This window comes from Pseudomonas sp., assembly GCF_030150285.1.
Lineage (GTDB): Bacteria > Pseudomonadota > Gammaproteobacteria > Pseudomonadales > Pseudomonadaceae > Aquipseudomonas.
Genome location: NZ_JASLGE010000074.1, coordinates 13,308 through 38,453, shown reverse-complemented (window position 1 = coordinate 38,453; position 25,146 = coordinate 13,308). Strand labels below are relative to the sequence as shown.

The 25,146-nt window shown below is 52.5% G+C and carries 16 protein-coding genes; 4 read left to right on the top strand and 12 right to left on the bottom strand.

What is annotated here, in order from left to right; all coding sequences use genetic code 11:
• Nucleotides 1-4: 4 nt before the first annotated feature.
• Nucleotides 5-295, bottom strand: coding sequence for a type II toxin-antitoxin system RelE/ParE family toxin (locus Q1W15_RS16690; protein ID WP_278937958.1), 291 nt, complete (start codon nucleotides 293-295; stop codon nucleotides 5-7).
• A 5-nt stretch (nucleotides 296-300) separates the two neighbouring features.
• Nucleotides 301-564, bottom strand: coding sequence for a type II toxin-antitoxin system ParD family antitoxin (locus Q1W15_RS16685; protein WP_300730294.1), 264 nt, complete (start codon nucleotides 562-564; stop codon nucleotides 301-303).
• Between the two features lie 484 nt (nucleotides 565-1,048).
• Between Q1W15_RS16685 and Q1W15_RS16680 the strand changes: the two genes are divergently transcribed.
• Both Q1W15_RS16680 and Q1W15_RS16675 read left to right on the top strand, forming a co-directional pair.
• A complete protein-coding gene (locus tag Q1W15_RS16680; RefSeq protein WP_300730292.1) occupies nucleotides 1,049-2,464 on the top strand; it encodes a site-specific integrase in 1,416 nt (471 codons plus the stop codon).
• Between the two features lie 471 nt (nucleotides 2,465-2,935).
• Nucleotides 2,936-3,262, top strand: coding sequence for a hypothetical protein (locus Q1W15_RS16675; protein ID WP_300730290.1), 327 nt, complete (start codon nucleotides 2,936-2,938; stop codon nucleotides 3,260-3,262).
• A gap of 198 nt (nucleotides 3,263-3,460) precedes the next feature.
• Here Q1W15_RS16675 and zorD read toward each other — a convergent pair whose 3' ends face one another.
• From zorD to zorA1, 4 genes are read right to left on the bottom strand one after another with little or no spacing between them, the layout of a single operon-like run.
• A complete protein-coding gene (zorD, locus tag Q1W15_RS16670) occupies nucleotides 3,461-6,709 on the bottom strand; it encodes a type I Zorya anti-phage system protein ZorD (protein WP_300730288.1) in 3,249 nt (1,082 codons plus the stop codon).
• Nucleotides 6,709-8,358, bottom strand: coding sequence for a type I Zorya anti-phage system protein ZorC (zorC, locus tag Q1W15_RS16665; RefSeq protein ID WP_300730287.1), 1,650 nt, complete (start codon nucleotides 8,356-8,358; stop codon nucleotides 6,709-6,711). Before zorC ends, zorD begins: the two co-directional genes overlap by 1 nt.
• Nucleotides 8,355-9,098 (bottom strand): type I Zorya anti-phage system protein ZorB1, encoded by a 744-nt coding sequence (gene zorB1, locus Q1W15_RS16660; protein WP_300730286.1) that lies wholly within the window; start codon nucleotides 9,096-9,098, stop codon nucleotides 8,355-8,357. The genes zorC and zorB1 overlap by 4 nt, the downstream gene beginning before the upstream one ends.
• Nucleotides 9,099-9,110: 12 nt before the next feature.
• Nucleotides 9,111-11,303 (bottom strand): type I Zorya anti-phage system protein ZorA1, encoded by a 2,193-nt coding sequence (gene zorA1, locus Q1W15_RS16655; protein WP_300730285.1) that lies wholly within the window; start codon nucleotides 11,301-11,303, stop codon nucleotides 9,111-9,113.
• A 562-nt stretch (nucleotides 11,304-11,865) separates the two neighbouring features.
• On the opposite strand from zorA1, the gene Q1W15_RS16650 reads away from it, so the two are divergent.
• Both Q1W15_RS16650 and Q1W15_RS16645 read left to right on the top strand, forming a co-directional pair.
• Complete coding sequence (locus Q1W15_RS16650) at nucleotides 11,866-12,465, top strand: hypothetical protein (RefSeq protein WP_300730284.1); 600 nt, start codon at nucleotides 11,866-11,868, stop codon at nucleotides 12,463-12,465.
• 98 nt (nucleotides 12,466-12,563) lie between these two features.
• Nucleotides 12,564-13,679, top strand: a complete 1,116-nt coding sequence (locus Q1W15_RS16645; protein WP_300730283.1) for an endonuclease NucS domain-containing protein — start codon at nucleotides 12,564-12,566, stop codon at nucleotides 13,677-13,679.
• Between the two features lie 69 nt (nucleotides 13,680-13,748).
• Here Q1W15_RS16645 and Q1W15_RS16640 read toward each other — a convergent pair whose 3' ends face one another.
• Genes Q1W15_RS16640 through Q1W15_RS16615 form a run of 6 tightly spaced genes read right to left on the bottom strand, consistent with a single transcriptional unit; the run spans nucleotide 13,749 to nucleotide 24,709 of the window.
• Nucleotides 13,749-14,465, bottom strand: a complete 717-nt coding sequence (locus tag Q1W15_RS16640) for a M48 family metallopeptidase (protein ID WP_300730282.1) — start codon at nucleotides 14,463-14,465, stop codon at nucleotides 13,749-13,751.
• Nucleotides 14,465-17,617, bottom strand: coding sequence for a type I restriction endonuclease subunit R (locus tag Q1W15_RS16635; RefSeq protein WP_300730281.1), 3,153 nt, complete (start codon nucleotides 17,615-17,617; stop codon nucleotides 14,465-14,467). Before Q1W15_RS16635 ends, Q1W15_RS16640 begins: the two co-directional genes overlap by 1 nt.
• Nucleotides 17,618-17,636: 19 nt before the next feature.
• Nucleotides 17,637-19,610: a DUF262 domain-containing protein gene (locus tag Q1W15_RS16630; protein ID WP_300730280.1), complete on the bottom strand. Its 1,974-nt coding sequence runs from the start codon at nucleotides 19,608-19,610 to the stop codon at nucleotides 17,637-17,639.
• Complete coding sequence (locus tag Q1W15_RS16625) at nucleotides 19,603-21,012, bottom strand: DUF262 domain-containing protein (protein WP_300730279.1); 1,410 nt, start codon at nucleotides 21,010-21,012, stop codon at nucleotides 19,603-19,605. The genes Q1W15_RS16630 and Q1W15_RS16625 overlap by 8 nt, the downstream gene beginning before the upstream one ends.
• Complete coding sequence (locus Q1W15_RS16620) at nucleotides 21,009-22,244, bottom strand: restriction endonuclease subunit S (protein WP_300730278.1); 1,236 nt, start codon at nucleotides 22,242-22,244, stop codon at nucleotides 21,009-21,011. The genes Q1W15_RS16625 and Q1W15_RS16620 overlap by 4 nt, the downstream gene beginning before the upstream one ends.
• On the bottom strand, nucleotides 22,235-24,709 hold the full coding sequence (locus Q1W15_RS16615; protein ID WP_300730277.1) for a class I SAM-dependent DNA methyltransferase: 2,475 nt from the start codon (nucleotides 24,707-24,709) through the stop codon (nucleotides 22,235-22,237). Before Q1W15_RS16615 ends, Q1W15_RS16620 begins: the two co-directional genes overlap by 10 nt.
• Nucleotides 24,710-25,146 lie beyond the last annotated feature (437 nt).

The following is a 25,146-nucleotide window of genomic DNA, read 5'->3' as shown; positions in this document are numbered from 1 at the left end:
CTCATCAGGCCTTGAATTGTTGGTGCAGATCACGAGACGCATGCAGCACTCGGACGATGGTCACAGCCTGGTCAGTGCACTCAAAAAACAAGACGTAGCGACCGTAGGTGCAGGAGCGCAAATTTGTACCGAGTTCGCGACGGCTGCGATAAGCCAAAGGCGATTCCGCCACTCGTAGACACCTCTCCCGCAATTCACCGATGAAGCTCATGGCGCGCTGGGGATTGTCCTGAGCGATGTACAGCGCGATCTCTTGCAAATCACGCGCGGCACGCGGCGAGATCTGCAACTTCATGACCGTCAGCCTCTCGACTTGGCCAACTCACGCACCTGCGCTTCGATCTCCTCGAAGACCTCGTCAGCAGGTCGCGGCTGCCCGCTTTGCATGCCCTCGGCCAAGGCCGCCTTCAACTCCAGCGTCCTGGTCGCGAATTGTTGCTGCTGCTCTTCCAGCAGACGCAAGCCTGCCCGAATGACCTCACTGGTGTTGTTGAAACGCCCCGAGGCCAACTGCTGCTGCACAAAGGCCTCAAAGTGCGGACTCAAGACAACGCTGGTGGACATGCGGTTCTCCCATGTGATGCGCCTGATTACCAATAGATAGTAATTTTCAAGACGACTGCCTTCAAGTCTCAATGATGAACGGCAGCCAACATCAATCTTCATCGACAGCTCACCTCCCTATTCAGGGGGGCTATGACCGCGAAAGTGCGGCAGAACCTAGAGTTCATAACAGCCCATGAGCTAGTAGGGGTCTTAGTAGGGGTCTTTTCTCAGACATGAAAAAGCCCAACTCGCGAAAGTTGGGCTAAGTCATTGAAAAATATGGTCGGGACGGAGTGATTCGAACACTCGACCCCTAGCACCCCATCTGTTTAACAACATATTTCAGTGGACGTCTATAGAATAAAAATTGCCTATATCCCTTTTAATACAAAGCTTTAGCAACTTTTTAAATCTGAGGACATCCACTCAAATCCATCACTATACAGGGCTTTTGTGGGAGTAAATGTGGGAGTAAATTTGTCCCGTCTACGGGAGAAAAACCATGTCCAAACTCACCGTCAAATACCTCCAGGCACTAACAATTGCGGATGCAGGAAAAACGATAAGGGACGAAGGTGGCCTGTCTGCCAAAGTGGTGCTCACACAGAAAGGCATCTCGTTGTCTTTCTACTATCAATTTCGTTGGGAGGGTAAGTACTCACGTCATGCGTGCGGCACTTGGCCAGGCGCAGATTTGAAAGCCATACGCGAAATCAGGGATAACGCACGCCAGTGCATCGCACTTGGACTTAACCCCAACGAACAAAAACGCTTTGATCGCCATCAACGAAAAACCGAAGCTGCCGAACAATTAGCCCTGGCCGAAACCCTAAAAAAACAAGAGCTGACCGTATACGACCTCGCGCAAGAATGGCTGCTTAATGGCGTCGCCAGAAAGGATAATAACGCCGAGCTCGGCCGTCGCTTCGCCAAAGATCTTTACCCGGTACTGGGCAAAATCCCTCTGCGTGAAATTACCGAACATGATTTACGCAATGCCCTGCGCAACATTTTTGCGCGCGAGGCCAACCGACAAGCGATCGGCTTTTTTGCGGACGTTACCCAAATGTTCAAGTGGGCCAGCAAACGTCAGCCTTGGCGCGCTCTGATGATCGATGGCAATCCGACTGAATTAGTCGATATCGCCAATCTCATACCCGCTGATTATGAAACAGAACGCAGCCGCATCCTGTCACCGGCTGAACTGCTTGAACTGAGCGATAGATTCAGAGAGATGACGGCCGATTACGCAGCCCTACCCGCCGGCCAAAAATATGACGGTATACGGCCCTTGAAAAAAGAGACGCAACTAGCACTATGGATCTGCTTAGCCACCCTGTGCCGCATTGGCGAACTGCTCAAGGCTGAGTGGAGGAATGTTGACCTAGAAAACCATACCTGGCTAATCCCCAGCGAAAATGTAAAAGGCCCTCGGGGCAAAAAACAGGACCTCCATGTATTCCTTTCAGTTTTTGCGCTTGAGTCCTTCAAAAAGCTGCATGAATTAACAGGCCATACTCCCTGGTGCTTCCCGGCGAAAAATAATGAAGGGCCTGTCGACAGTAAGGTCGTCAGCAAACAAATTGGTGATCGGCAAGCGCAGTTCAAGCTGCGTAAGCCCCTCTCCCGTCGTTGTCATGACAACACCTTGGTGCTCGCCAATGGTCAAAACGGATGCTGGACACCTCATGATATGAGACGCACCGGAGCTACCATGATGCAAGCATTGGAGGTTAGTCTGGATGTTATTGATCGCTGCCAAAACCATGTTCTGGCCGGGTCTCGAGTGAGACGGCATTACCTGCATTATGACTATGCGCAGGAGAAAAAACGGGCTTGGGACTTACTGGGGGAGCGATTGCAAGAAATTTTGTACGCCTCGCCACAAGATGATCCTCAACTGTCGCTAACGTATTAATCAGTCTTGCGGAAGCACACGCCTTAGGCTCCAGCGATTGCAACCCTCTTAATGAAGCTTTGGCGTCCGGTTTTCTCAAAATGTTCAAGGTCTCAGTGGAGTCGCCGACTCGAGCGATGACTCTGATCAGGCCAGAACATAGCAAGATACAAATTTTTACGGAATAAGCAGTTGAGAAATACTTACCAAACATTGCTCACATTTAAATTTTAACGCTACTAAAAAACACAGACATCATTTCAACATCAAATTCAACAACCAATTTCAAACCGTATGACATCAGAATGAGAAACATCAAAAACCCTAAAAATATCGACCAAACAAAAACATAGCTACACAAACAATTGAATACATTTTTATATCAAGCCAGATAAGAAAAAGCACTTTCATTCCGGCCTAAAATGATACTGTCACTCTAAACCGAGCACAGCGCACGGCACAATTAGCCATTACAGCATAAGGTCGAAACAAATGATAAAACACCACTTCCTATTCACTTATTCGATTTCCCCGATTGAGGGCACTGATAATGCAGCCAAAGCAGCTGACAAAGTAAGAAAAGGCATCGCCAACATACAGAGCCCTGACTGGAGTAAGCTCTCCACTGTCGAAACCACTTTTTCCGGTCGGTTAGCACTGACAACGGAAACAGTCTGTGAAAAAAGAGAGGAAGCAAGGGACATTATCGATCGTGAGCTGAGAGGTGTCATTGATGCCTATAAAGCGCGTTGCGAGATACGAGCCGATATTTCTTTACTTGTCGACGGACTCGGCCCACGTATGGATATCATTATATAGTCAAGCCCCTACCCTCTTGCCTGAGCCTTACCTGACAGTCACCACCCAACATCCAGTGTCTGTCAGATCAAGCCTAAGTTGCTACACATACAGGTTCAAACCTGAAAACACTGCTCGTGAAACCAATCAAAGAGACAGACCAGTAGATTGATGACCCAATCTACCCAGTTTGAATCTCCACATAAGCAATAATCATGCTCACTTCTGAGTTTCAAGTAGCTGATCAAAATCTGATATCTGAATATCAGACGCTGCACTCAACATATCCTGAGCCAACTCTCGACGTTTACTGAGCAATTGATCCAGCGTGGCCTCAAAGGTGGTCATTCCACTGTCCAGCACGGTCGGGTAATACACATGCACGTCCTTGGTTTGTCCGATTCGATACGCACGATCTGTCGCTTGATCCTCCTTTGCCGGGTTCCAGCACCGCGTAAAGTGGATAACATGGTTCGCCGCCTGAACGTTGACACCAAAGCCAACCGCAATAGTCGACAAAATGATCACACCAAAGCCAGGTTGCGCCTGAAACTGATCAATCAACTTCTGGCGACTTATGGCACTCTCGCTGCTCGTACTGGTATCGCCATTAATCACCGTGGCACGCAAGCCGAAACGCTCTTGAATGGCATGTTGCAGTTCCCGCTGTATGTCACGAAGTTCGGTAAAGACGATGACCTTGTCCCCCTGACCTGCGGCCTTGATATTTTCCAGCGTGCGCATCAGCCACTGCATTTTTGGTGAGTGCTCACGTAAACGGGCATCCGGCTGCACGCTATAGGGGTGGGCGCAAATCAATTTCAGCTTATGCAGCAAACCCAACATGCCTGAACTTTTCTGATCCAGTTGCTCTTCGATTTGCTGCTTACGGCTATAGGCCGACACTTCGGATAGATACAGGTCACGCTGAAGACCATGCATGGTCAGCGAGCGACACCCGCGGTCTTCAATTTTTGCCGGCAAGTCCTTGGCGACGTCTTGCTTAGTCCGGCGTAGCGTCTGCGGTTCTATGAGTTTTCGCAGTCGCTCAAGAGCAACCGTATCGCGCTCGAGGGCAGCTTCAATCGGACGCTGATACTCACGACCAAACTGGTTCAATCCACCCAAAAAGCCGGGCTGAATAAAGTCGAACAAACACCAGAGATCGATCAGCGAGTTTTCAACCGGTGTGCCGGTGCACGCAACACGAAAACGTGCTGGGATCGCCTTGATCGCTTGGGTCACCAGGGCCGCAGGGTTCTTGAGTTTTTGCGCCTCATCACACACCACAATGGACCATTGCTGACGCGCCAGTGAGAATTCTTGGTCACGAAGGGTTTCGTAAGTGGTCAGCACAATTCGGGCACCACCAAGCCAGCCCGGGCGTAGAAGGTTTTTAATGCCCTTGGCTTTGATATCAGCGGGTATTTCGTCCTTTTTAAACTTCACCGCGCTCAACGCAGCGCCATAGAGTTTGAGCACTGGCAATGCGTCAGCATAAAAGAACTGACCAAGCTCGCGCTCCCAGTTATCCAGCAATGACACTGGCGCAACGATCAATACTGGTTTGTCCTGTGGATAGGCCTCGAGATACCAAACCAGAAAAGTCAGCAATTGAATGGTCTTGCCCAGGCCCATGTCATCTGCCAACAAACAGCCCGATACATCGGTGGGTGACAACTTGAACAAGTGCTGAAGCCAGGCCACCCCTTGCAACTGATGATCCCTTAGCACCACGTGGGGCTGAAGCAATGTGGGCAATTGCGGCACAGCATCAAGCCCTGCAAGCAATGCTTCTTGGCGTAACTGAACGTAGTTGGGCTCATCGATATTCTGACCGATTTGCAGAACCGCACGCCCGATCTTTTCCACGTCTGGTTTAGGCGTTGGAACCGGGGCGATTTTTTGCGACCAAACGTCAAGCAGTTGCTGTGCCGCCGGTAATGCAAGTTCAATTGTTGACTCGGGCAATAACACGGTCTGCTCGCCGTTGGCACGAGCGTCCTCCAAGCGTTGCGCGAAGTCGTCAAACTGGGCCCTGTCAGAGGGGTCCCAACGACCGAATGCTTCAGCCCCCTGTGCCAAGTCGGCAATGTCTTTAGGCAACCAGTTCTCGGTGGCCTCTTTGACCAGAAAGGGGGAGCTAATGCGCTCCGCTTCACCAATACCCGTCACTCGATCGCCGTACTGCGATAAATCCAGCACCGAATCGAACTCAGCGCCCATGGCTTCACTTTGCCAGCGTTTGAGCAGCTCTTTGATGCCTGCTAACTGGCGCAAATCGAAGTCACTCAGCTCCAGTTCATACCCGTGCCAGAATCCGGCTGGCATCCCCGCCGCGAGCTTCAATTCGAGCTCACTGACGAAAGGAGCAAACTCAAACGCCGCATGAAACGTCAATTCGATCGAAGCCTGTGGTGTAGGGGCGATCGGCTCAAGGGTCAACGTGATCTGTTGGATGCGTTGGCTTGGTTCATCGACTTGAGTGTGCAGGCTGAAGCGGTGGAAAAAAATCCCTGCTGCCACCAAGCCCTCTTCGTAGACCGTGGCGTCGAGAACCTGGCTCGCGTTTTCCCCCAAGGCACTGTAAGGATTGCGCACAAAGGACAGGGCATCATCCCCGGCTACGCGGCGGCCCGGCAACGTATGCACATAATCCAGTACGGATTTAACCTCAGGCCCAATCAGCACATGGGTCAGCGAACCATCATCGTCGGTAACCCGATAGCGATCCTGTACCTGCTGCTGGCCATCGAAACTGGAAAGCCAATTGGCAGGTTGCCCCTCAAAAGAAGGCACGAGCTCGATGACCGGGGTATCACCCACCATGGATTTACGCGGGGTCAGTCGCAAACTCTCAGGCTTGACCACCACCGTTTTATCCAGAAAACCGTCCATCCCTGCACCAGCTTTTAAAGCCAGGCTACGAATACTCGACCAGCCAATCTGGTTGGTCAGTTCGCCGGGAGCTTCCTGCTGCGCCAGGTAAAGATGGCGCACCGCACCCAGTAGCCGCCATGAGGCCTGAGACAGCATTTCAGTCTGAGTGCCATATTCAATCATTGCACCAGTGCGCCGCACAGCTACCATGGCACCCGAGGCTTGATCACGCCAACCACTGATTGAAACCTTAAAATCAGGTGAGGCCAGGCTACCTTGACTCACCAGTTGAGGAGTCAACGTTGTGAGCGGAGGCAGTCCCAATAACCCCAGACTGCTGCGGTGCTCGGGATCTTCAATCAAGCGATAAAGCTCATCCCAGGACAGCAACCAGCGATCACTCAGTTGGCATGCAAACTCTTCTTCCTGCAACTGATCAAGGTACAGCGCCAATGGCCATGAATCGGCCTGATCAGCCAGACTCAAGGAGTAACACAGGCCCTGTTCTTCGACCGAGTAAAGTACTAAAGGCAACTCAGCCGCATTGCCAGTCTGACGATTTTTCCCTGATAGAAAACGCTTGAACATCAATGTCTCCAGAACCGCAAAGGCTGATCGTTAACCTGCTTAAAACCTAACCGGTGCAAATCTGCCATCGCGGTTGGATCTGGGCGCTCCAGTTGTACGTAAAACGCGCCGCCTTTGGCCCGCGTGTCATGCAGAGTATGGGGAATGCCTACCAAAGCAGTTCCAACCTTACCCTCAATAGACACTGACTGCGGTGTGGCATGCATCGGTGGAGGGACAGGCTGCGTAGAAATATGACCATTGAGGGTGATACCCAAAGCGCGTAACTCGTCGTCAAACTTACTGAGCCAGCCTTCTACTTTGTTGGGGTAATAAGGCACTGGCGTATGTAATAAACGCTTAGGTTTACGCCCTCGCTGCTTAAGGTCGTCATTCAAATCCAACATAAATTTATCCGGATTGAACGGGCACGTATCCACCGGGTACACAAAGCAGGCATTCCCCGTCCCGGAAAACTCGACAAAGAGGTAATTCCCAATCTGCATAACCACTGCGTTGTTATGCATCGGCGCACCCTCAAGACGACTCAAACGGCCTTTGTTCTTCTCACGAAAATGAACAAAGTCTTGGCTGCGATCAATCCAGGCACCACTTCCCATAACAATGCGCGTGTAACTCATTTGATTGGCAAAACGTAGCCAGTAGAACAAGCGCGCTTGGTCGACTTCAGCATCGCCTTTCAACAAGTTGAAAAAGTGCTCCAAATCTTCCTTGGCAAACCAAGCCACCACCATAGCGCACACATCGGGCTTCACATGCTGAAGCCAACGATTTTCTCGGGAGCGCATTTGCGGGCTGCCCCAGTTATCCAGAGCGGCTTGCTTCAATATGGATGATGGTTTTTCACGGAACGACGCAAGGTAATAGCGCGACAAACAAGCACTTAAAATATCGTGTACGTATTTAGGGTGCTGGGTCCCAAGGGCAATAAAACCGGCTATGCGGTACTCAAACTCCACATCATCCAGATTAAAAATCCGCGACAGCAGCACATTGAAAATTCGCCGCCACAGCCAACTGCTGTCAGGGATTTGCGCGATGGTCTGCAACACCGACAAATCGTCAATTTCGCCGTTGAACATCTGCTCGCCCAGGCCTTCACCTGCCGTGTCAGTGAATAGCTCTTCGTACTGCTGAACAATACGAATCCATTCCTTTTCACGTACCTGCCGGCCTTTAACGCTTTCCAAACCATCTTTAATATCTTGCCTGAGCGTGCACCAACTGAAATTGGCATCCGGCATCTCGGACTCATAGCCAAAGTAGCTGAAACACAACGCCAGCCAGTCGCGCCGGCTCAGTGAACGCTGGCGAATACGCTCCTGAACCTGATGGTGAACACGTTCATACAACTGACTTTCTTCAAGAATGGGCGCCACGCGCTCACTTTTATCGGCCAGACCTGAAAACACCATCCGCCACTCAGAAGGATTGAGCTTTTGTTCGTTTCTGAACTTGTTGATGGCTTCTCGTCGTTTCAGGTGTGGCGGCGGCAATGCCTGCTCGGCGCGTTCATAGCGCTGATACAGCTCATGACTCGCCGCTTGTAAGTGGCTGAAACGCAGCAGAGGCTCTGGGGCCATGCCCATGCGTTTGCCGGTGAGTTGGGACTCGATGGCCGCTGCCAGCTTTGCAAGTGATCCGCTCATCGCGACATCGCCAACTGACACCTTTCAGCTTCAATGTTAGTAAAAACCGGTACTTCCGGTACCAACGCCCCCTCCTTCTCCTTCAAACCATAGAACTGCATTCTCAATTCGACCCGGCGGCTTTCTTCATTGGTGCCCTTGGCATTGTTGAAAGACACCCCCCCGGCCAGAAACATCGAGCGAATCTGCTGTTGGCGTTCGGCGGACAGACCAATTTGCAGCGGGCTACGGCTATCGAGCAGGCTGCACATCACCCACTCGGAGCGCTGCAAGGACAAATGCAAGTTGTACAGATAAGAACCGACCGTGTCGGTAAAACCCTCAATTACCACTTGTTTGAACCACTTACGCCCTTCTTCACTGTCTGCCGCATCGAGGATCAAAGGCACCACTTCTTGCAGGGCGTTTTGACCCTGTGCATTCAGCGAATAGAGGTTATGCCCAAAACGCCCCGCTTCACCGAAGCTGATGCGATTGTCTTTGCAGTCCACCAGGATCGTCGTGTTTGAGTTTTTGGCAGTGAGCTGAAGACGCTCGCACAACCGCCCAATATCCTGGGTGCGTTGCTTCTCACCTTGCTCAGCCTGCTTGATGCGTTGGGTCACCGAGCTCAAGGACGCGACCATCACCACCAAAAACAAGATCATCATCGCCGTCATCAGGTCAGCGAAGGATATCCAGAACGGCTTTTCGCCTTCATCTTTCTGACGCGTCGCCGAAGGCATCTGTTTACCAAACATGGGTAGCCTCCATTACGACCTGATTTTTTCCATGACATCACTGAAATCTTCGATGCTTTCCTTCACCCCATCGACCCCTGCAGCAATACTCTTGACGGCTTTATCCAGTTCAAGGTCCAGGTTGCCCAGTGTCCGGCGCAGGACATCGTCCATGCCATCGCCAAACGCTTTAAACCCATTGCCCAGTACACCGCTGATGTTGTCGAGGTACTCGTACACTTCACGGTTCATCGCTTGCAAACGCTCGCTCTGCGCTTTGAGGTCTTGCAAATACTGGCTGCGGCCGCTGGCTTCACCGTGAGCACTGGCTACCACCCCTTCAATCACGGCCAAGGTTGTGGCCAGTGCTTCGCGGTTATTGCGATAGTCCGACACCACGGCCGTAAGCTCGCGGGTTGCCTGGCCCAACTCAGCCCCTGCCACCTGAACAGCCCCCATCAAGTTGGCTGTCGAGTCGCTGGCCTTGGTTACACTGTGGCCTGCAGTTTCAAATCGCTCAGCTGCGGCGCGCATTTTATCGGCGCCCACCTGCATACTCTGTAAATGCTGCTCGGTTTGCGCACTCAGTGCCTTGACCGTGTCTTGCGCCGCCTGCTGCTGCGCCCCCACCGTTTGTAGCAGGGCTTTGACTTGCTCATCCAGGCCACCGACCAGATCCCGCGTGCCTTGATGCAAGTCGGCTTGCGCCGCGCGCGTCGATTGGTCCATCTGCTGCTGACCACGCTCAAGTTGCGAGAACACCGCCGAAAGCTGTTCGCCGAGGACATCCACCGAGCCTGCGATTTTTGACATGGTCGCTTCTTGGCCATGACCAATATTCTGCTGGATAGACTCGACAAACGCCTGCAGGTGTTCAGCCATGGTTTGTTGGCGGGCTTCACTGTCAGCGAACAGTTTTTCCATCTGCTGCGCCATACGCTGGCCCGCGCCTTCACCTTCATTGCCGATACGCGCCACGGACTCCTGCAAATGCGCCAACATCTCACTCATGCCCGCCTGCATGGCGTTCTGGGCCAAATGCATGTCCGTCAGCAACTGCGCAATCATCGTCGAGCTGGTTTGATTGGACGAATCACTGGCCGAACGCATGTCTTGGATAAGCGTCGAGAAGCCCTGTTGCATGGACTGCATGGCGGCCACCGATTGCCCCATCAAGTCGTGCAGGCCATTAAACTGCTGGCCAAAGGTGCTTTCCAGCTTGTTCATAAAAGCGACCAACACATCTTTTAGAATGCCTTCTACTTGCCCGGTTTGGGCACCGCTGGCTGCTTGGACGGCCCCGGCGATGGTTTCGAGGGGCTGCTTGAGGCTGTTCTCAATGGCACCGCTGACCTGATCAGCCAATAACTGACCTGAATCGCGATAAGTCGTGGACAAGGTGTCAGCCAGTTTCAGGCTTTCACGCACTTGAGTATCGACAAGGTTTTGCAGCATTTCCCGCAAGTCCGTGACCAGGCTGTCTTTGAGTTGACGCGTCTGAATCGAACTCTCGGCGCTGGAGCGTACGAGTTCAGCCAAATACTCTTCACCCACGCCGCTATCGAACAGGCTGTCTAGGGTCTCGGTCAGGCCTTCAAGCAATGTATAGCAACGGCCTAAGCGCCACTTCTCGACCAAAGTGACCAGAATTGAAACTCCGATAGAAAATACAGAACCGACAAACGCAAAAAATACATCTTTTAGCAGCTTATCCAGGCTGGCATTAACCAACTCAGGGGTACTGGGATCAAAACTTTGCAGCCCTAACATAAGCCCGAAAAAAGTCCCGACAATACCGATCCCCGTCAGGATGCCGGGAAGGTGTTTATAAAACTCCGTACGCAACGGCGTATCGACAACACTTTGAGCCGAGAAAAAATGAGCCGCGGCGGCCGTCGCACGCGAGCGAACCAAGACTTGCTCACCCTCGCGAAACTCATACTGGTCGTGCAGCGTTTCCGAGTACTCATCCCAGGAATGCTCAAGCGAACTGCCCACAAAAATTCGTTGAAGTTCAGAGCGGCGCTGCGCAGGTGCAAATGTTTTGGCCTTTTTAAGGGCAACCTTGAGCTCTGCGAGACTTTTAGCCAGCTTCAAGGAGGGCCATACGTAGCGGAAGACGAATACCACAAGTAAAAACAGCACAACACTGACCACCAACACCGGGGCTGTCAGCTGTTCCGCACTCGCGTCCTTCAACAGACTTAAAAATGATGAGCCTTCCATTCCAACACCTTTGAACATTTGATTTAAAAGCCTTTTCTCAAGGCAGCAATTTACCGAGAAAAGGTTTTATTTTTCTCTGGCCAAGACACAGCATTTGTTAGTTAGGAACGTCTTAAAGGAGCTCCAGATAGTGCGAAAACAGGCAGGATCATGTCTTTATGCCAGCACGATAGCCTTACCTGCGATCAGGGTAAAGCCATAAGTTACTTGAACCGAGCCTGACCTAACCGAATACGACTAAAGTCATACCTTGATCACTACGGGCCCGAAAAATGAACCTCATAGAATGATGGCTAAGCGCCTTTACCTTGTGCCGACTGCTGGATATGCTCAATGCAAACCGCTACGTTACAAAGATGGCAGCTCTCGGGCAACGAAACCCAATCGCGCATGCATCCGTCGTCTCTTGTATACAGCCAGGTTTCCAGGTTCACGTTCGAAATAGGGCCTCTGCTGCGCAGTCTGACCAGCAGCGATAAAGATGGCTTGGTAATGATGTGCCTTTGTGGAGCGCCCTTAGGGATAGCCTCACCTCTGAATCTCTTCGATCTAGGAGCTAGTTATGCTTGGTACAACAGATGATGGGCAAAAAGTAGTACTTAATCAGGACGGAACCTGGCATTACCAGCACGCAGGCCTGGCAAAGGCTGATAACCGACACAGCTTCCGAAAAACCTTCTGGGGGATGCACGCAGCAGAGGTTAAGCAGTCTGAGGCAAACGTTGAATGGCTCGAGGGAGACGGGTTCCTGGCTTTTGAGTCAACACTTGCCGGCAATAGCTGTTTGGTAGTTTTCGTATTTTTGAATGACATACTGGTACGAGGAAAGTATGTATTCAACCAAGATTTCGCTAACGCCAATACCTACCTATCCAAGTTCGATGAGCTAAAAGTCAGTCTGCAGAAAAAATACCCTCTCCTGATAAGCGATGACGAGTACTGGATGAACGACTTGTTTCGTGACGATTATCATAACTGGGGAACGGCAGTGAGCGCAGGGCACATGTCCCGCTTCACTAATTGGGCAGATGACGAGACCAACATTTTTCTGTCTTTGACTGGTGAAGGCTACCAGTGCACCCTTTCGATAGAGTACTCCGCCAAAGCACACGAAGCAGATGAGGCGAAGCATAAAGAAGGCCTATTACTAGATATGCTCTGATAGACAACCAATAACTCGGAACGCCAGGGGGAATGGAAATCTTCCCCCACCTCCATTTCTAGGTCAACTGTTACCACGCCCATCCAAGGATTCACGATTTGCCTATCAAAACAGACGTCTGGACCGTTGGCCCTGTGCCGAGCAAGCTGCGCCAAACCCGCTTGGCCAGTGAACAGTTGCTGGAAGATATGATCATCAGTTCTCCAAGCATTCTCTCGGATGAGTGGATGTTGATAGGTAGACAAGAAAACACAGGCATGGGCGGGCGTATCGACTTACTGGCAATCGCACCTAACGGTGATCTGGTACTGATTGAGCTCAAGCGCGACCGCACACCTCGTGAGGTAGTGGCCCAAGCACTTGATTACGCGGTGTGGGTCGAAGGGTTGCGTGAGAACGATATTGCAGCGATTTATCAGCGCTTCAAACCAGGATGCAGCCTGTACGCAGATTTCCTGGCGCGCTTTGGTTTTGCGCTGGACGATGATGAATTGAACAAAAGCCATCAGTTGATCATTGTCGCCACCGAACTGGATGCCAGCAGTGAGCGAATCGTTGAATACCTGAGCAAGCGTGATATTCCGATCAACGTACTGTGCTTTCAGATTTTCGAAGCAGGTGATCAACAGCTATTAAGCCGTTCATGGTTACTCGACCCAGTTCAGACCCAAGTGAACGCTGTATCGAGCAGTGAAAGCCATAACGAACCTTGGAATGGTGAGTTTTACTGCTCGTTTGGCGACTCGACCTCGCGCTCCTGGGCCGACGCTGTCGATTTTGGCTTCATTTCCGGCGGTGGTGGTGCGTGGTATAGCAAAACACTTCAATTGTTGTCGCCGGGTGACCGAATCTGGGTCAACGTGCCGCAACAAGGCTATGTCGGTGTGGGTCGCGTACTTGGCACCTCGACGCCTGCGAAAGACTTTACCGTGATGGTCGACGGGGAAGAACGCCCGATACTTGAAGTTGCATCGCGGGCCAATTACCACGCTGAGTTCGCCGACGACCTGGAGCTATGCGACTACTTTGTGCCCGTCCAATGGCTGCAAAGTGTGCCTATCAGCCAAGCAGTGCGAGAAGTCGGCATGTTTGGCAACCAAAATACGGTGTGCCGCCCTACCACGCCGAAATGGCGCTGGACGATTGAGCGCCTCAAGCAACACTTTCCGCATTTTGATGACGCGGTTAAGACTGACGCAGCTAGCCTGCTTTAACGGCGGATTAGTGCGCAGCGAAGCCCTAACGAGACCAACAGTCACAAATGCAAACGGTCTTTTGCAGCCTCACTCCTTCCAAACCTCAGCCGCCAGCGGCAATTCGTTCAACTCGGCGCGTGCCTCGCGCCAGGTTGGATAATGCTCCCCGAGGATAGACACAAAGCGTTCATTGTGGGTAGGCTCAAGCAGGTGAACCATCTCGTGGACAATCACATACTCAAGCAGGTCTTTCGGCTTCTTCACCAACTCGGTGTTCAGTCGTATGTTCCCTGCTTGATGATTACAGCTGCCCCATTTGGTTTTCATCCGCTGCAGGTAATAACTAGCAACCTTCACCTTCAGCTTACACGCCCACTTATTGATCAACACCGGCACCACGGCATGCAGTTGCCGCTTCTGCCATTCGTGCATAACTTCGGCGCGCTTTTGCGAATCGCTGCCGGGGCGAACAGTTAGGGTGATACGTTTGTGGTCGAGCACCACCGATGGCTTGGCGTCTTGGTAGTTAACCACCATCAGGTACCGTCGACCCCAGACATAGTGGCTTTCTCTTTCCACGAACTGACGCGGCGCTTCACGCGCCTGCGCCTCCAGTTTGCTCTGTTGCTCGCGAATCCAGCCCAGCCTGGAAATAGCATAAGCCCGAGCGACTTCAAGCCGTGTGCTTGTTGGGGCGACTAACGTTACCCGCCCCTCGGGCGGGTGCACACTCAGGTGGACATGCTTGATGTCTTTTCTGGTCACCGAAATTAAAATTTCGCCCAACTCAATAATCTCGTCCATCAATAGCCCGGTTGCTTCTTGATAATCTCGAACATTGCCATGGTCGCTTCACCGTCACGCCCCATCAAAGGATACAGCGCATTAATAATCTGTGATTCACGTGATGATTCTCCTCGCCAGGAAGACGGAGCCTCATTACGCATAACTTGATCAATATCTAAGGCCAACTTCACTTTCGCGCCCTCGTCATGCGGGCACTGAAAAGTGGTTGCTGCAATGCTGTCGAGGTTGTTGAACACAACAGTAGCCTCTCGAAGCCCATTGAGTGCAACAGGGGAGTTACCTGGCCCCTTCTGCGCCAGTTGTCTAACCAGCGCCTCAGCCTTGCGCAAGAACTCCTCGTAGGCGGCAGCATCTTCACGACTCTGCTTGATCAGATCTTCAAGCAGCCTCGACATGCCCTCATAGAACTTCGGGTCAGTCAGTTGATCGCGAATGATCGTTTTACGGACGTTATTGATAATGCCTTCGGCAATCGCCCCCTTGGAAAGCTTGCCCTTGGCGTTGAGCTTTTTGGCAATGGCATCGTGAACACCAGTCTGAACGATCAGTTCAACCAGCGAAAAGTTATCAACCGTACTCATGGGGTCAGCAGGGTCTGCCTGGATATAAGTATTAAGCAAATGCCGCATGTCCGATTCAAATGGCTTGATATCCAGCTCTTCACCGGAATGCTTCTTTATCGCCTCCCGCACGTCTGCATAAAACTGCACCTCTATCTGAAGCCTCCCGGCTTCACCCGCCGAGTATCCGGCTTCGGTGAGGTGCTGCGCCAATTCGGCAAACGCCCGCACAAATGAAGCCACCGCCTTGTAGAAGGACACCCGCAGTGCTTCGGTCTCATCTAGCCCATTGGCGTTAGCAGCAGCACCACAGAAGTAATGGATAAACTGCTCAATCTCACGCGGTGGTGCCACGGGGGCGCACAAGTAACTCAATGCCTCACGGGCAGCGTCCAGTTGCTTCTTCCCTTCAACCAGCCAGTTCTTCAGTTCAACGTTGTTATTGCCCCCGCTGCCTGCGTCGACATCCAACTCGTCAGAGGTGTACACCGAAATGGCGTCTTGCACGTCGCCGAACAGCTCTTTGAAGTCGACGATATAGCCAAAGTCCTTGTCATCACCGTCGAGCCGGTTGGTGCGGCAAATTGCCTGGAAAAGGTTATGGTCCCGCAGCTCGTTATCAAGGTAAATGTAGGAGCAACTAGGTGCATCGAAGCCAGTAAGCAGCTTGCTGACCACAATGAGTAGCTTCAGGTTGGCAGGCTCCTCAATGAAGCGACGCTTGGTCTCTTCTTCATAAGCGGTGGTGGTCTGGCCCGGCTTAAGCACGTACTGCGTGTAGGTATCGAACTTGTAACGCTCATCGCTTTGCGCCGGCTCGCGGGAGATTGCGTTGTGGTTCGGCTCATAGGACGTGATGATGCCGCAGTAAGGTCCGAATGAGGTGGTCTCAAATAAGCGCAAGTAATGGCATGCATCGTAGATGCTGGCTGCCACCAGAATGGCGGTCCCCCGATTGTTGTTCAATCGCGGCTTCAGGCTGAAGTCCTCAATGATGCTGGCAATGATGCGCTGTTTGCGCTCGCCGGCACTCATTAGCGCCTCCATGGTCGCCCAGCGCTTGCGAAGGATCGACTTCTGGTAATTGTTCAATCCTTTGGTTTTATGTTCAAACCAGGCATCAATGGCCTTTGGCGAGGTCAAGCGCTGCGGCACATCTCGCGCCTCATACTTAAGGTCCAACACGACCTTATCCGCCACGGCTTCATGGAACTTGTAGGTATGGATGTAAGTGCCGAACACATCGCGTGTAGTCTGCTTGTCCTTACGCAACAACGGTGTACCGGTAAAGCCAATAAACAGGGCATTGACCAGCCACTGCTTCATTTGCTTGTTCATGTCGCCGCCTTGGGTGCGGTGACATTCATCCACGAATACATAGAAACGCCCATGCATGGGCGGTGGCGGTACGCTCAAATCAGGCTCAAACTTGTGCAACAGCGCACAGAGCAGGCGCGGCGAGGGAGCGAAAAGCTTCTGCACAAGATCGGCGCGCGAGGTCACACGTGGCGATGGCGAGTCGTTACCGATTACCCCCGCATTACGCATCACCCCGGATATTTGCTTGTCCAGCTCATCGCGATCCGTAATGACCAAAATGCGCGCTTCGGGATCATGCTCCAGCAACCACTTGGCAATCAGCACCATCAGAATGCTCTTGCCACTGCCCTGGGTATGCCAGATAACCCCACCCTCTTTACGCCGAACCCGCTCCTGCGCGGCCTTCACGGCAGCGTATTGATGAGGTCGCGGCACCTTCTTGATACCCGCATCGAAGATGATGAAGTTGCGAATCAGATCAAGTAAACGAGACTTTTCACATATCTGGGCCAGTGGGCCATCCAGAAAATAAACAGACTGAGGCACTTCTGCGCCCGCGAGCACTTGGTAGCGAGCAGGCATTTCGCGCTGTGTATTCAGTTCTTCAGGCCTAGCGTTCAGGGAAGACGTCTTCCACTCGACAAAAAACTCGGCGCGGGTAGTCGCCGTCCCGTAGCGCAAGCCCTGAGAGTCACTGCCAGCAAAAACCATCTGCACTGTGCTAAAGAAACCTTTATTGAAAATTTCCTCCTGGTTGGTGATCAGTTGGTTAATACCATCGCCCACCTCTACCGAACTACGTTTGAGCTCAATCACACCGATGGCGATACCGTTCAGATAAATCACCAAATCAGGGCGGCGCTCATGACCACCGCGCAAGGTCACTTCTTCGGCAATGGAGAAGTCATTGCGTTCAGGGTGCTCCCAATCAACCAGATGCACCGTTTCGTGGGCCTTCCCAACGGCTACCTGTACCGGCACGCCGTAACGCAGCAGTTGGTAAGTACGCAAATTAGCCTGATACAGCGTGATGCCAGTGGCATCAGCCGCGGTCATTAGCTTTTGCAGCGCCGCCGATATCTGTGCATCGGAGTAGCCGCGCTGTTTCAGGTTTGCCTGCAACAGTTCGACTTCAATGTTGCGATTTTGCCCACGCTTGCTCCACTCACCCAGGTAGTTGTAGCCAAGACAATCAGGCCGCGACGTGTCCGTAAACAAGGCCACAATACGATTCTGGGTGCGACGTTCGGAGCGAGGTTGTTGAATCATCAGATGCATCCTGCAGGGTTTACTCGGATTCGTGTTTGCTTACGAGACTGTTGAGCAACACGTTATTCATTTGTTCGGAATGGGCGCGTATGGCGTCGGCATCCCAAGATTCTATTTCCATCATCAAATACTGTTTAACGCTATCGATGGTGTTGTTCTTATAAAACTCTCTCTTGGCCGAAGGCATGAAATTGCTCAAGCGAGAGTTCTTGCTGTGGCTGATCAGGCACAGATTGCCGAACGAGTTAAGCGTGTCAGCATCCAGCTGAACTTGTCCGTCTAGAGGATGCTGCGGGTAGTAATGCTCAACCGAACTACGGAAGGTGAATTCGTAGGATTTAACCGGCTCTTTTGCCCTGTGTTCAAGCCAAAGCAAGTAGTCCAGAAAGTTGAACACCAGGTTGTTTTCGATGTTACCGAATGTCAGCCGAGACTCAATCGGCTCTGCCGCAATGCTTTCGCGACGCGTCTGACAGGCGCTCCCGTTGGTATAGATCATCGCAAAGTATTCAAGCCCTGCCCCTTGAGCCAGAAAGCGGTCAAAGACAAACGCTTTTGCTACCGACTCCATGTGCTTCAGATAAGCCAGAGCCTCAATCTGTTCAACATAAAACAGGTGAAACAGCGCCGCATTCAGCCAGTGCTTGTAAACCAGCGTTGGCGTAGAAACATGAAACGCTGACAGCAACATCATGATGCGGCGGTTGATGTCTTCGTTGCCATCCTCCTCGCCGAAGGTATTCACATAACTCCCGCGACCTGCCCGGCTACGTTCTCCGCCGTCATTCCATTTGAAGCGTTTGAGGCTCCAGCCATCAGCGCCCTTGATGAACTCGCGCTTGATCACGTACTGGTCAAACAGATACTTGCAGCGCAACAGGCTAAAGGTAAAACGCTTCACCGCGGCTACAGGATCTGGCTGCTTGAGCACATAAGCTTCAAAGGTATCGAGCAGACGTTTGTCATCCAATGGGATGTCGGCTTTCGTATCGACACGCAGTACATGCAACAGGAAGTTCGGGAAGTTGATAGCCGTGTTGAAACGCTCTGGCGCGTCCTCACTTGACTCATCCTGCTTCGCAGCAACCGGTGCTTTAGCAATGATCTGATCAAGCGTTAAGCGAGTTTCCTGCTTAGCGGCTACCTCTTGCGAACTGTGCAGCGCAGCCCGCAGCGCATCAAAGTCAGCAAGCTCAAATTGTCCCCAGTCCTTGTCGCCAAAAATGCTGCCACGTTGGCCAGGCGTGAAGCCCATTTGCACATAGCGCTCCATGTTCGCGCAGGCTTCCCATACGGCATGCAGGCAGTTCTGGCTCTGCTCGCAACCCTGCAACTCCTTCATCATCCGTGCCTTGAGCACCTCGTGCTTTTCCAACTGCTCACCGCGGTTATTCATGATCTCGAAGTAATGGTTCAGGTCCGTATCCGCCGGTACTTTCACCCGCATGATTTGCACGTAGTGGAACAGATAGTCGTAGAACTGCTGAAGCGAAATGCTGTTCTCTTTGAGCTTTTGCGGCAAAAGTTTCTGGATGAGGCGGTAGCCATTGAGGATGCCAGTATTGATCTGTTTCTCGGCCAGCACCTCGGCAGGGTCGTCGTTGAATTTCCCCTCGAAGATGGCCGAAAAGGTAGCGCGCGAATGCTCACGGCTATCGAAATGGATACTCAGGTTCGAGTACCAGGCAAGATCGACCAACCGGGTGTTTTTCAAGTACGAAGTCAGTAGCGAGAGGGTCGTCAAGCGCTGTTGGCCATCAATGGTTTCAAACACCGGTGTTTTGCTATCCGGGCGCTCATACACCACCAAGGTGCCAATGTAATAATTGCGCGCTTTATCGTCCTTCTTCGGCAGGTAATCAATCACGTCCTGAATCAGTTGCGTGATTTCGCCCTCCTCCCAGGCGTAATTGCGCTGATACATCGGGATGACGTATTCGTCCCGACCGCTGAGCAGCGCCTTGATGGAGAGCTGACTGATTTCCCTACTCATAATATTTCATCGCCTTGAACAGAGCCTCGATCTCACCGGTTCTGGTTGACTTCTGGCCATTTAATACCGGCAGTGTGCAGTTAATAAAGTCAGCAGGACGTGTGGCGTCCTTGATCAACCGGAACAGATTGTTCTCCAGCACGTGATTATCCATGCTGGCCAGCTGTACTACCTGCATCTTCAAGCGCAGGCTGTAGGCCCAGATGAAAATCTTCTCGATGGCGCGGGAGATATCCGCGTGACCGAACTTGTCGATGTAGTAAATCAACAGGCAATCGAACATCGCCCGTACGTAGCAATCGCCGGTGCGGGTTCTTGCCGAATAGCTATTGAGGGTATCCATGATGGTTTTCGCATAGCCATCAAGCCCTTCAGCACCCACCAATTCATGTCCGCTCCAGGATTCAGCGCTGATCCGCGCCACTTTGCCCTGATAGTGGCTGATCAACTCAAAAAAACGCCGGCCATTGATGATGATCTGATCCAGATGGAAGGGAAAACCAAGCTCGCGCGAGTCGATCTTGCGCTCGTACTGCCCGTTGTAGTTATCGACAAAATGGTGGGTGATACGCAGCTGCTCCACATAGGGATAGCTGGTCACTGTATCGATATTCACGCCCTTGAATATGTCACTGTCATCCTTGCTGAAGTAACGCGCCGAAACCCCTTTCGACCAATTGCGGATCCGGTACAGGTACTGCGAGAACAATGTGGCCAACTCATCGGTATCCGTGTTTTCCCAATGCGCCACTGTGGCGGCCTTCAATGGCTCGTCACGTGAGCTGAACTCTCGCAGGTGGTAGGCCTTGAGCAGATCATGGGGTTCCAGGTCCCGACCCCGCGCATTCTGCGAGTCGAAGAACTGGAAGGCTTCCGACACATCGTTCAAGGCCACCACCACGACCTGACACTTGTTCAGGAAGAAATCGATATGCGCCTCGGTGAAGTCCGATCGGGAAACGATGCGGGCCACCTCAAGGTAATTGCTGTGGATATTCTTCTGCGAGATCTCGCTGGTAAAGCTGGGGTTCACCATCGCTTGCTCAAGCTTGAGCAAGCGTTCGCGCAAGTCTTTGCGTTCGAGCTTTTTTTCCTTGTTCCGCTGAATAAGCGCACGGACCGCTAGTAGCAGGCTAATGGTCCGCTGCTGGCCATCGACGATGTTCTTTGTATCACCGTCCTGGTGAAACACGATGGTGCCCAAGCGATAGGCCGACTTATCCTTATGGATGGCAATATCGGAGAACAGTTGGTTGATGTTCTTGCCGGTCCACTTATAGGGGCGCTGGTAGTGGGGGATATCCAGAGAAGAGTCCATAAGCAGTTCGTAAACGCTGATGATCTTGCTGGACAGCCCCTTTGCCTGCTGCGGTTGAGTCGCATCCATGCTCAGGTTTGTCATAGCAGTCGGGTTCTTCCTGTCAGCAGTTCTTGCATCATGCCTTGCTTGAGGGCGCGGGTTTTGTCCAGGCGCTGCTTCAGCGCGGCCAGTTCGTCGTCCATATCGGACAGCACGGCGGCGATGGCGGTTTGTTCAGGGAAGTCGGATGGCAGTTGAACCTCGACAACCTTCACATCAGTTGAGTTTACGGATTCAAATGTCGAGCCCTTTGAATGCTTGCCCCACATCGGCTCAAGAAAAATAAGGTAATGATAAAGAAAGTCATTTGGATATCGGATTGCACAAACTCCGCGCCCGATACACAGATCGAAAGTCGCTCGCGATACCTCCCCAACAGGAGCACGAACCGACATCAGCGTGTCGCCTGCTCGTCCACGTTTCGTGATTTGAGTGGTGAATACACGCTTGATCGTTTTGCGGTTTGCAATGTCCGCATTTCCCTGGATCAACGGGAGGCCATCGCCTTGCGAGTTGTAATTCGAGGAGCTTGGTGACTGCCCCATCACGATCTCCGCCATTTCCCCCAGGCGTTTCACCTCCCACTCACCATGGAAACCAGGGAGGCGAGATTGGCCAGTGAGAAGTTGTTGCATGGCGGCCTGTTTGAGGTTGCGCTTCTTGGAGATAAGTCGCTCCAGTGCACCCAGCAACGCATCCACATCACTCAATACCGCCGCGATGGCGCGTTGCTCCTTGATAGGCGGCATGATAATAGGCAAAGCTAGTTGCTTAACAATGCCAAGGTAGGCCCGCGTTCCGCCTCCAGCCAAGCTAGTAAAAAGCGATTGGAATGATTGGCTATCGAAATAATGCCGTAGAAAGTTGTTGTTCAGGCTATTCGCATCTAGAACTCGATAGTAGGTAACTTGAGGTGTGAGCATGATGTAATCGGTGCTCAACTCGCCAACGATGGCAGTGTTCCCTACCGTTCCTTTATGGGTCAACAGAACATCACCAGATACCGAAAAACCTTTCTGGAGTTTGTCCGCTCTTTCCTTGGTGATGAACTTACAATTTTCAAAATTTACATGGCCGTTAGAAAAATTGTTCGCCATCACGAATGGGATGCCGTGGTAAACGTAGTCGCTGCTCTTCGGGTGAATGTTGCCGTGATTTCCGTCAAGCGGTTTCGCGAGAGTTCTTTCCTCCACGAGTCTTTCGACTGCAACGACCTCCCACTCCTCCGGAATAATTCCCACCTCGGTCTGCTTATAGCCGGGCTTCACTGCCATACCGCCCCCATTTTTTTCAGATGATCTTCGACACGGCTGGCCAGGGTGGCGACTTCATCGGTGAGCTGCGGCAACGGGGTGGCGTAGCGTTCGCTCAGCTCGCGGATGCGTCCGGTCAGAGTCTGAGAGACTCGGTCAAGTTCGCCCTGCACAGCAGCGGCCAAGGTAGCCAACCATTTATCATCCACTACCAGGCTTTTGATATCGTCCTCGCCAAGCAGCGGGTATTTCGCGTGGATCATGTTCTCGAGATCTTCCTCTGCCTTTTTGAGCTTGGCCTTGAGGCTGCTTTGCTGATCGATCAACGCGTCGTATTCGGCCAACACCTTGAGTTCATCCTCATAATCCGGATCCAGGCCAATCTCGCGTTGACGTGCCTTGATGGCTTTGGCGGTGACTTTCTGCTTATCACCCTCGCCCTCAACCACCTCACTGAGCGAGCCATCCTCACCGCTGTGCTCTTCAAGCATTTCACTCATGCTTTGCTCGACACTGGCAAGCCAGGTTTCAAGGCCTTCAATGTCGTTGCGCTCAGCCATGAAATAGTTGGCAATGAGAATCTCGACCGGAATCAGGTCGGATTTGAAGCGGCGCTTGCCTTTACAGTAGTCATGCTTCTCAGCCCAGACCAGCTTGTTGTTCTTGTCTTTTACTTTGAAGATTTCGCGCGCACTAGCGGCAGCTTTCCAGCCGTCGGCGCTGATCAGATAGCAGTCGTCCTGCATGGTCGCCGCCCAGTAGTCCATCAGGTGCTGATAGATGTCGTAATGGTCAAGCAGGTGCGCTTTGGCGAAAGTACGGAGCAGGTCTTCGGACAATGTGGCAACCAGCTCCTTGGGGTGGCTGTTGACTGCAAAGCCTTTGAGTAGCGGGGTGCTGCTGATCAACCACTGTTTGAACAGCGTATCCACACCGGCTTTAAAGGTGGCGAACTGCTGGTGAGCGAATATGACCGACTTCACCTCACGGCTAACCAGCTCACAGTAACCGGGGTGGCTGGCCGGCTTGAACAGGGCCGCGCGCAGGGCCGGCATGACCTGCCAGTAGCTGTCGAAGGCGTCGATGTCACGCTCGGGAATGCCTCCGCGCAAATGGCCGTCGATGTCTTGAATATCCTCAGGCTCGGTACTGTCGATATAGCGCGGCAGGTTGAGGTTGAAGTCGTTTTTCGGGTCGCTGATCTCGTCGAAGGGGACCATGCGCGCGTAACGCGGCACATCTGCCATTCGGGTAAAGGTATCGACGATTTTGTGCACGTCCTGATCGCGCAAGCGGTTCTTGGGGCCGTCTTTGATAAAGCCCTTGGCGGCATCGATCATGAAAATGCCTTTGCGCGCACTGGCGTTTTCCTTGTCCAGCACCAGGATGCATGCGGGTATGCCTGTGCCAAAAAACAGGTTTGCCGGCAGACCGATAATCGCTTTGAGGTAGCCCGAACGCACCAACTGAGCACGGATCACGGCCTCGGCATTGCCGCGAAACAGCACGCCGTGGGGCAGAATACAGGCGCCTTTGCCGGTACTTTTCAGTGAGCGGATGATGTGCAGCAAAAAGGCATAGTCGCCCTGTTTGGCCGGCGGCTCACCCCAGGCAAAGCGCTGGTAAGGGTCATTGGCGGGTGTCAACCCGACGCTCCAGCTCTTGACCGAAAACGGCGGGTTAGCCACGACATAGTCATAGGTACGCAGCTGCTCGCCGTCCTTGAACTTGGGCGTGGACAGTGTGTTGCCCTGCAAAATATTAGCGGTCGGGAAGTCGTGCAGGATCATGTTCATGCGGGCGAGACCGGCGGTGGTCACGTCCATCTCCTGCCCTTCCAGGGTGATGTGTTTACCCGCCTGGTCGGCTACTTTCAGCAACAAGGAACCTGAGCCGCACGTCGGGTCGTAGACGCTGGTTTTGGCCACCGTATTGGCCGGGCTGATACCGATGACTTGGGCAATGACGCGGCTAACCTCGGACGGGGTGTAGAACTGCCCTTTGCTCTTGCCGCTTTCGCTGGCGAAGTGGCGCATCAGGTATTCGTAGGCGTCGCCAAGAATGTCGTCGTTATCGGCGCGATTTTTCGAGAAATCCAGCTCGGGCTTCTCGAAGATGGCCACCAGATTGGTCAGGCGCTGCACCATCGCATCGCCTTCGCCGAGCTTGTTTGGATCGTTGAAGTCGGGAAAGTCACTGCGCGCAAGCCGGCTGTTGGCGTCGATCAGCGGTTGAATGACCTGCTTGTTGATCTTGTCGCCGATGTCGGCCTTGCCCTTGAGGGCGATCATGTCCTTGAAACTGGCACCCGGTGGAATATTGACCGGTGGTGCGAAGTCATCCGAGTTACCGTACTTGTCGGAGATGTACTTGATAAACAGCATGAACAGGACGTAGTCCTTGTACTGGCTGGCATCCATCCCACCGCGCAGCTCGTCACACGAGGCCCAGAGGGAAGAGTAAAGATCGGATTTCTTGATAGCCATTGGCGATCCTAGAGTAAAAAATAAGTGCGCAGGCGTCGCTGGTGCGTGATGGATAATCCACCATGGCGCCAGCGCCAGCAGGGGGACAACAGAGATCTGTGGCCAGGCGAAGGCTGTACCTGCGGTTAATGGGCGAACCTTACCCACTTCAGTATCATCGGGCCAGCAAATCGTCCCTATTTTTGTTCCTTTTCACCATCACAAGTGAAATGCCCAAGATGTCGTAGAGCGCGAGGGTCACCAACGATTGCGCGGACAGTAAACCTCTGGGCTTGGAGTACCAATACTGGATGTGTAAACAGGTAACATTTTGGCTCAGGACTTACTAGCTTCCATTCTTCAACGAGGCCCAAGCGGCACCAAGAGCGATGTTTATAGCGATATTGCCTCACAATCTGTGCCGATTGTTGACATGTCTCAACGACACTCATGCATAC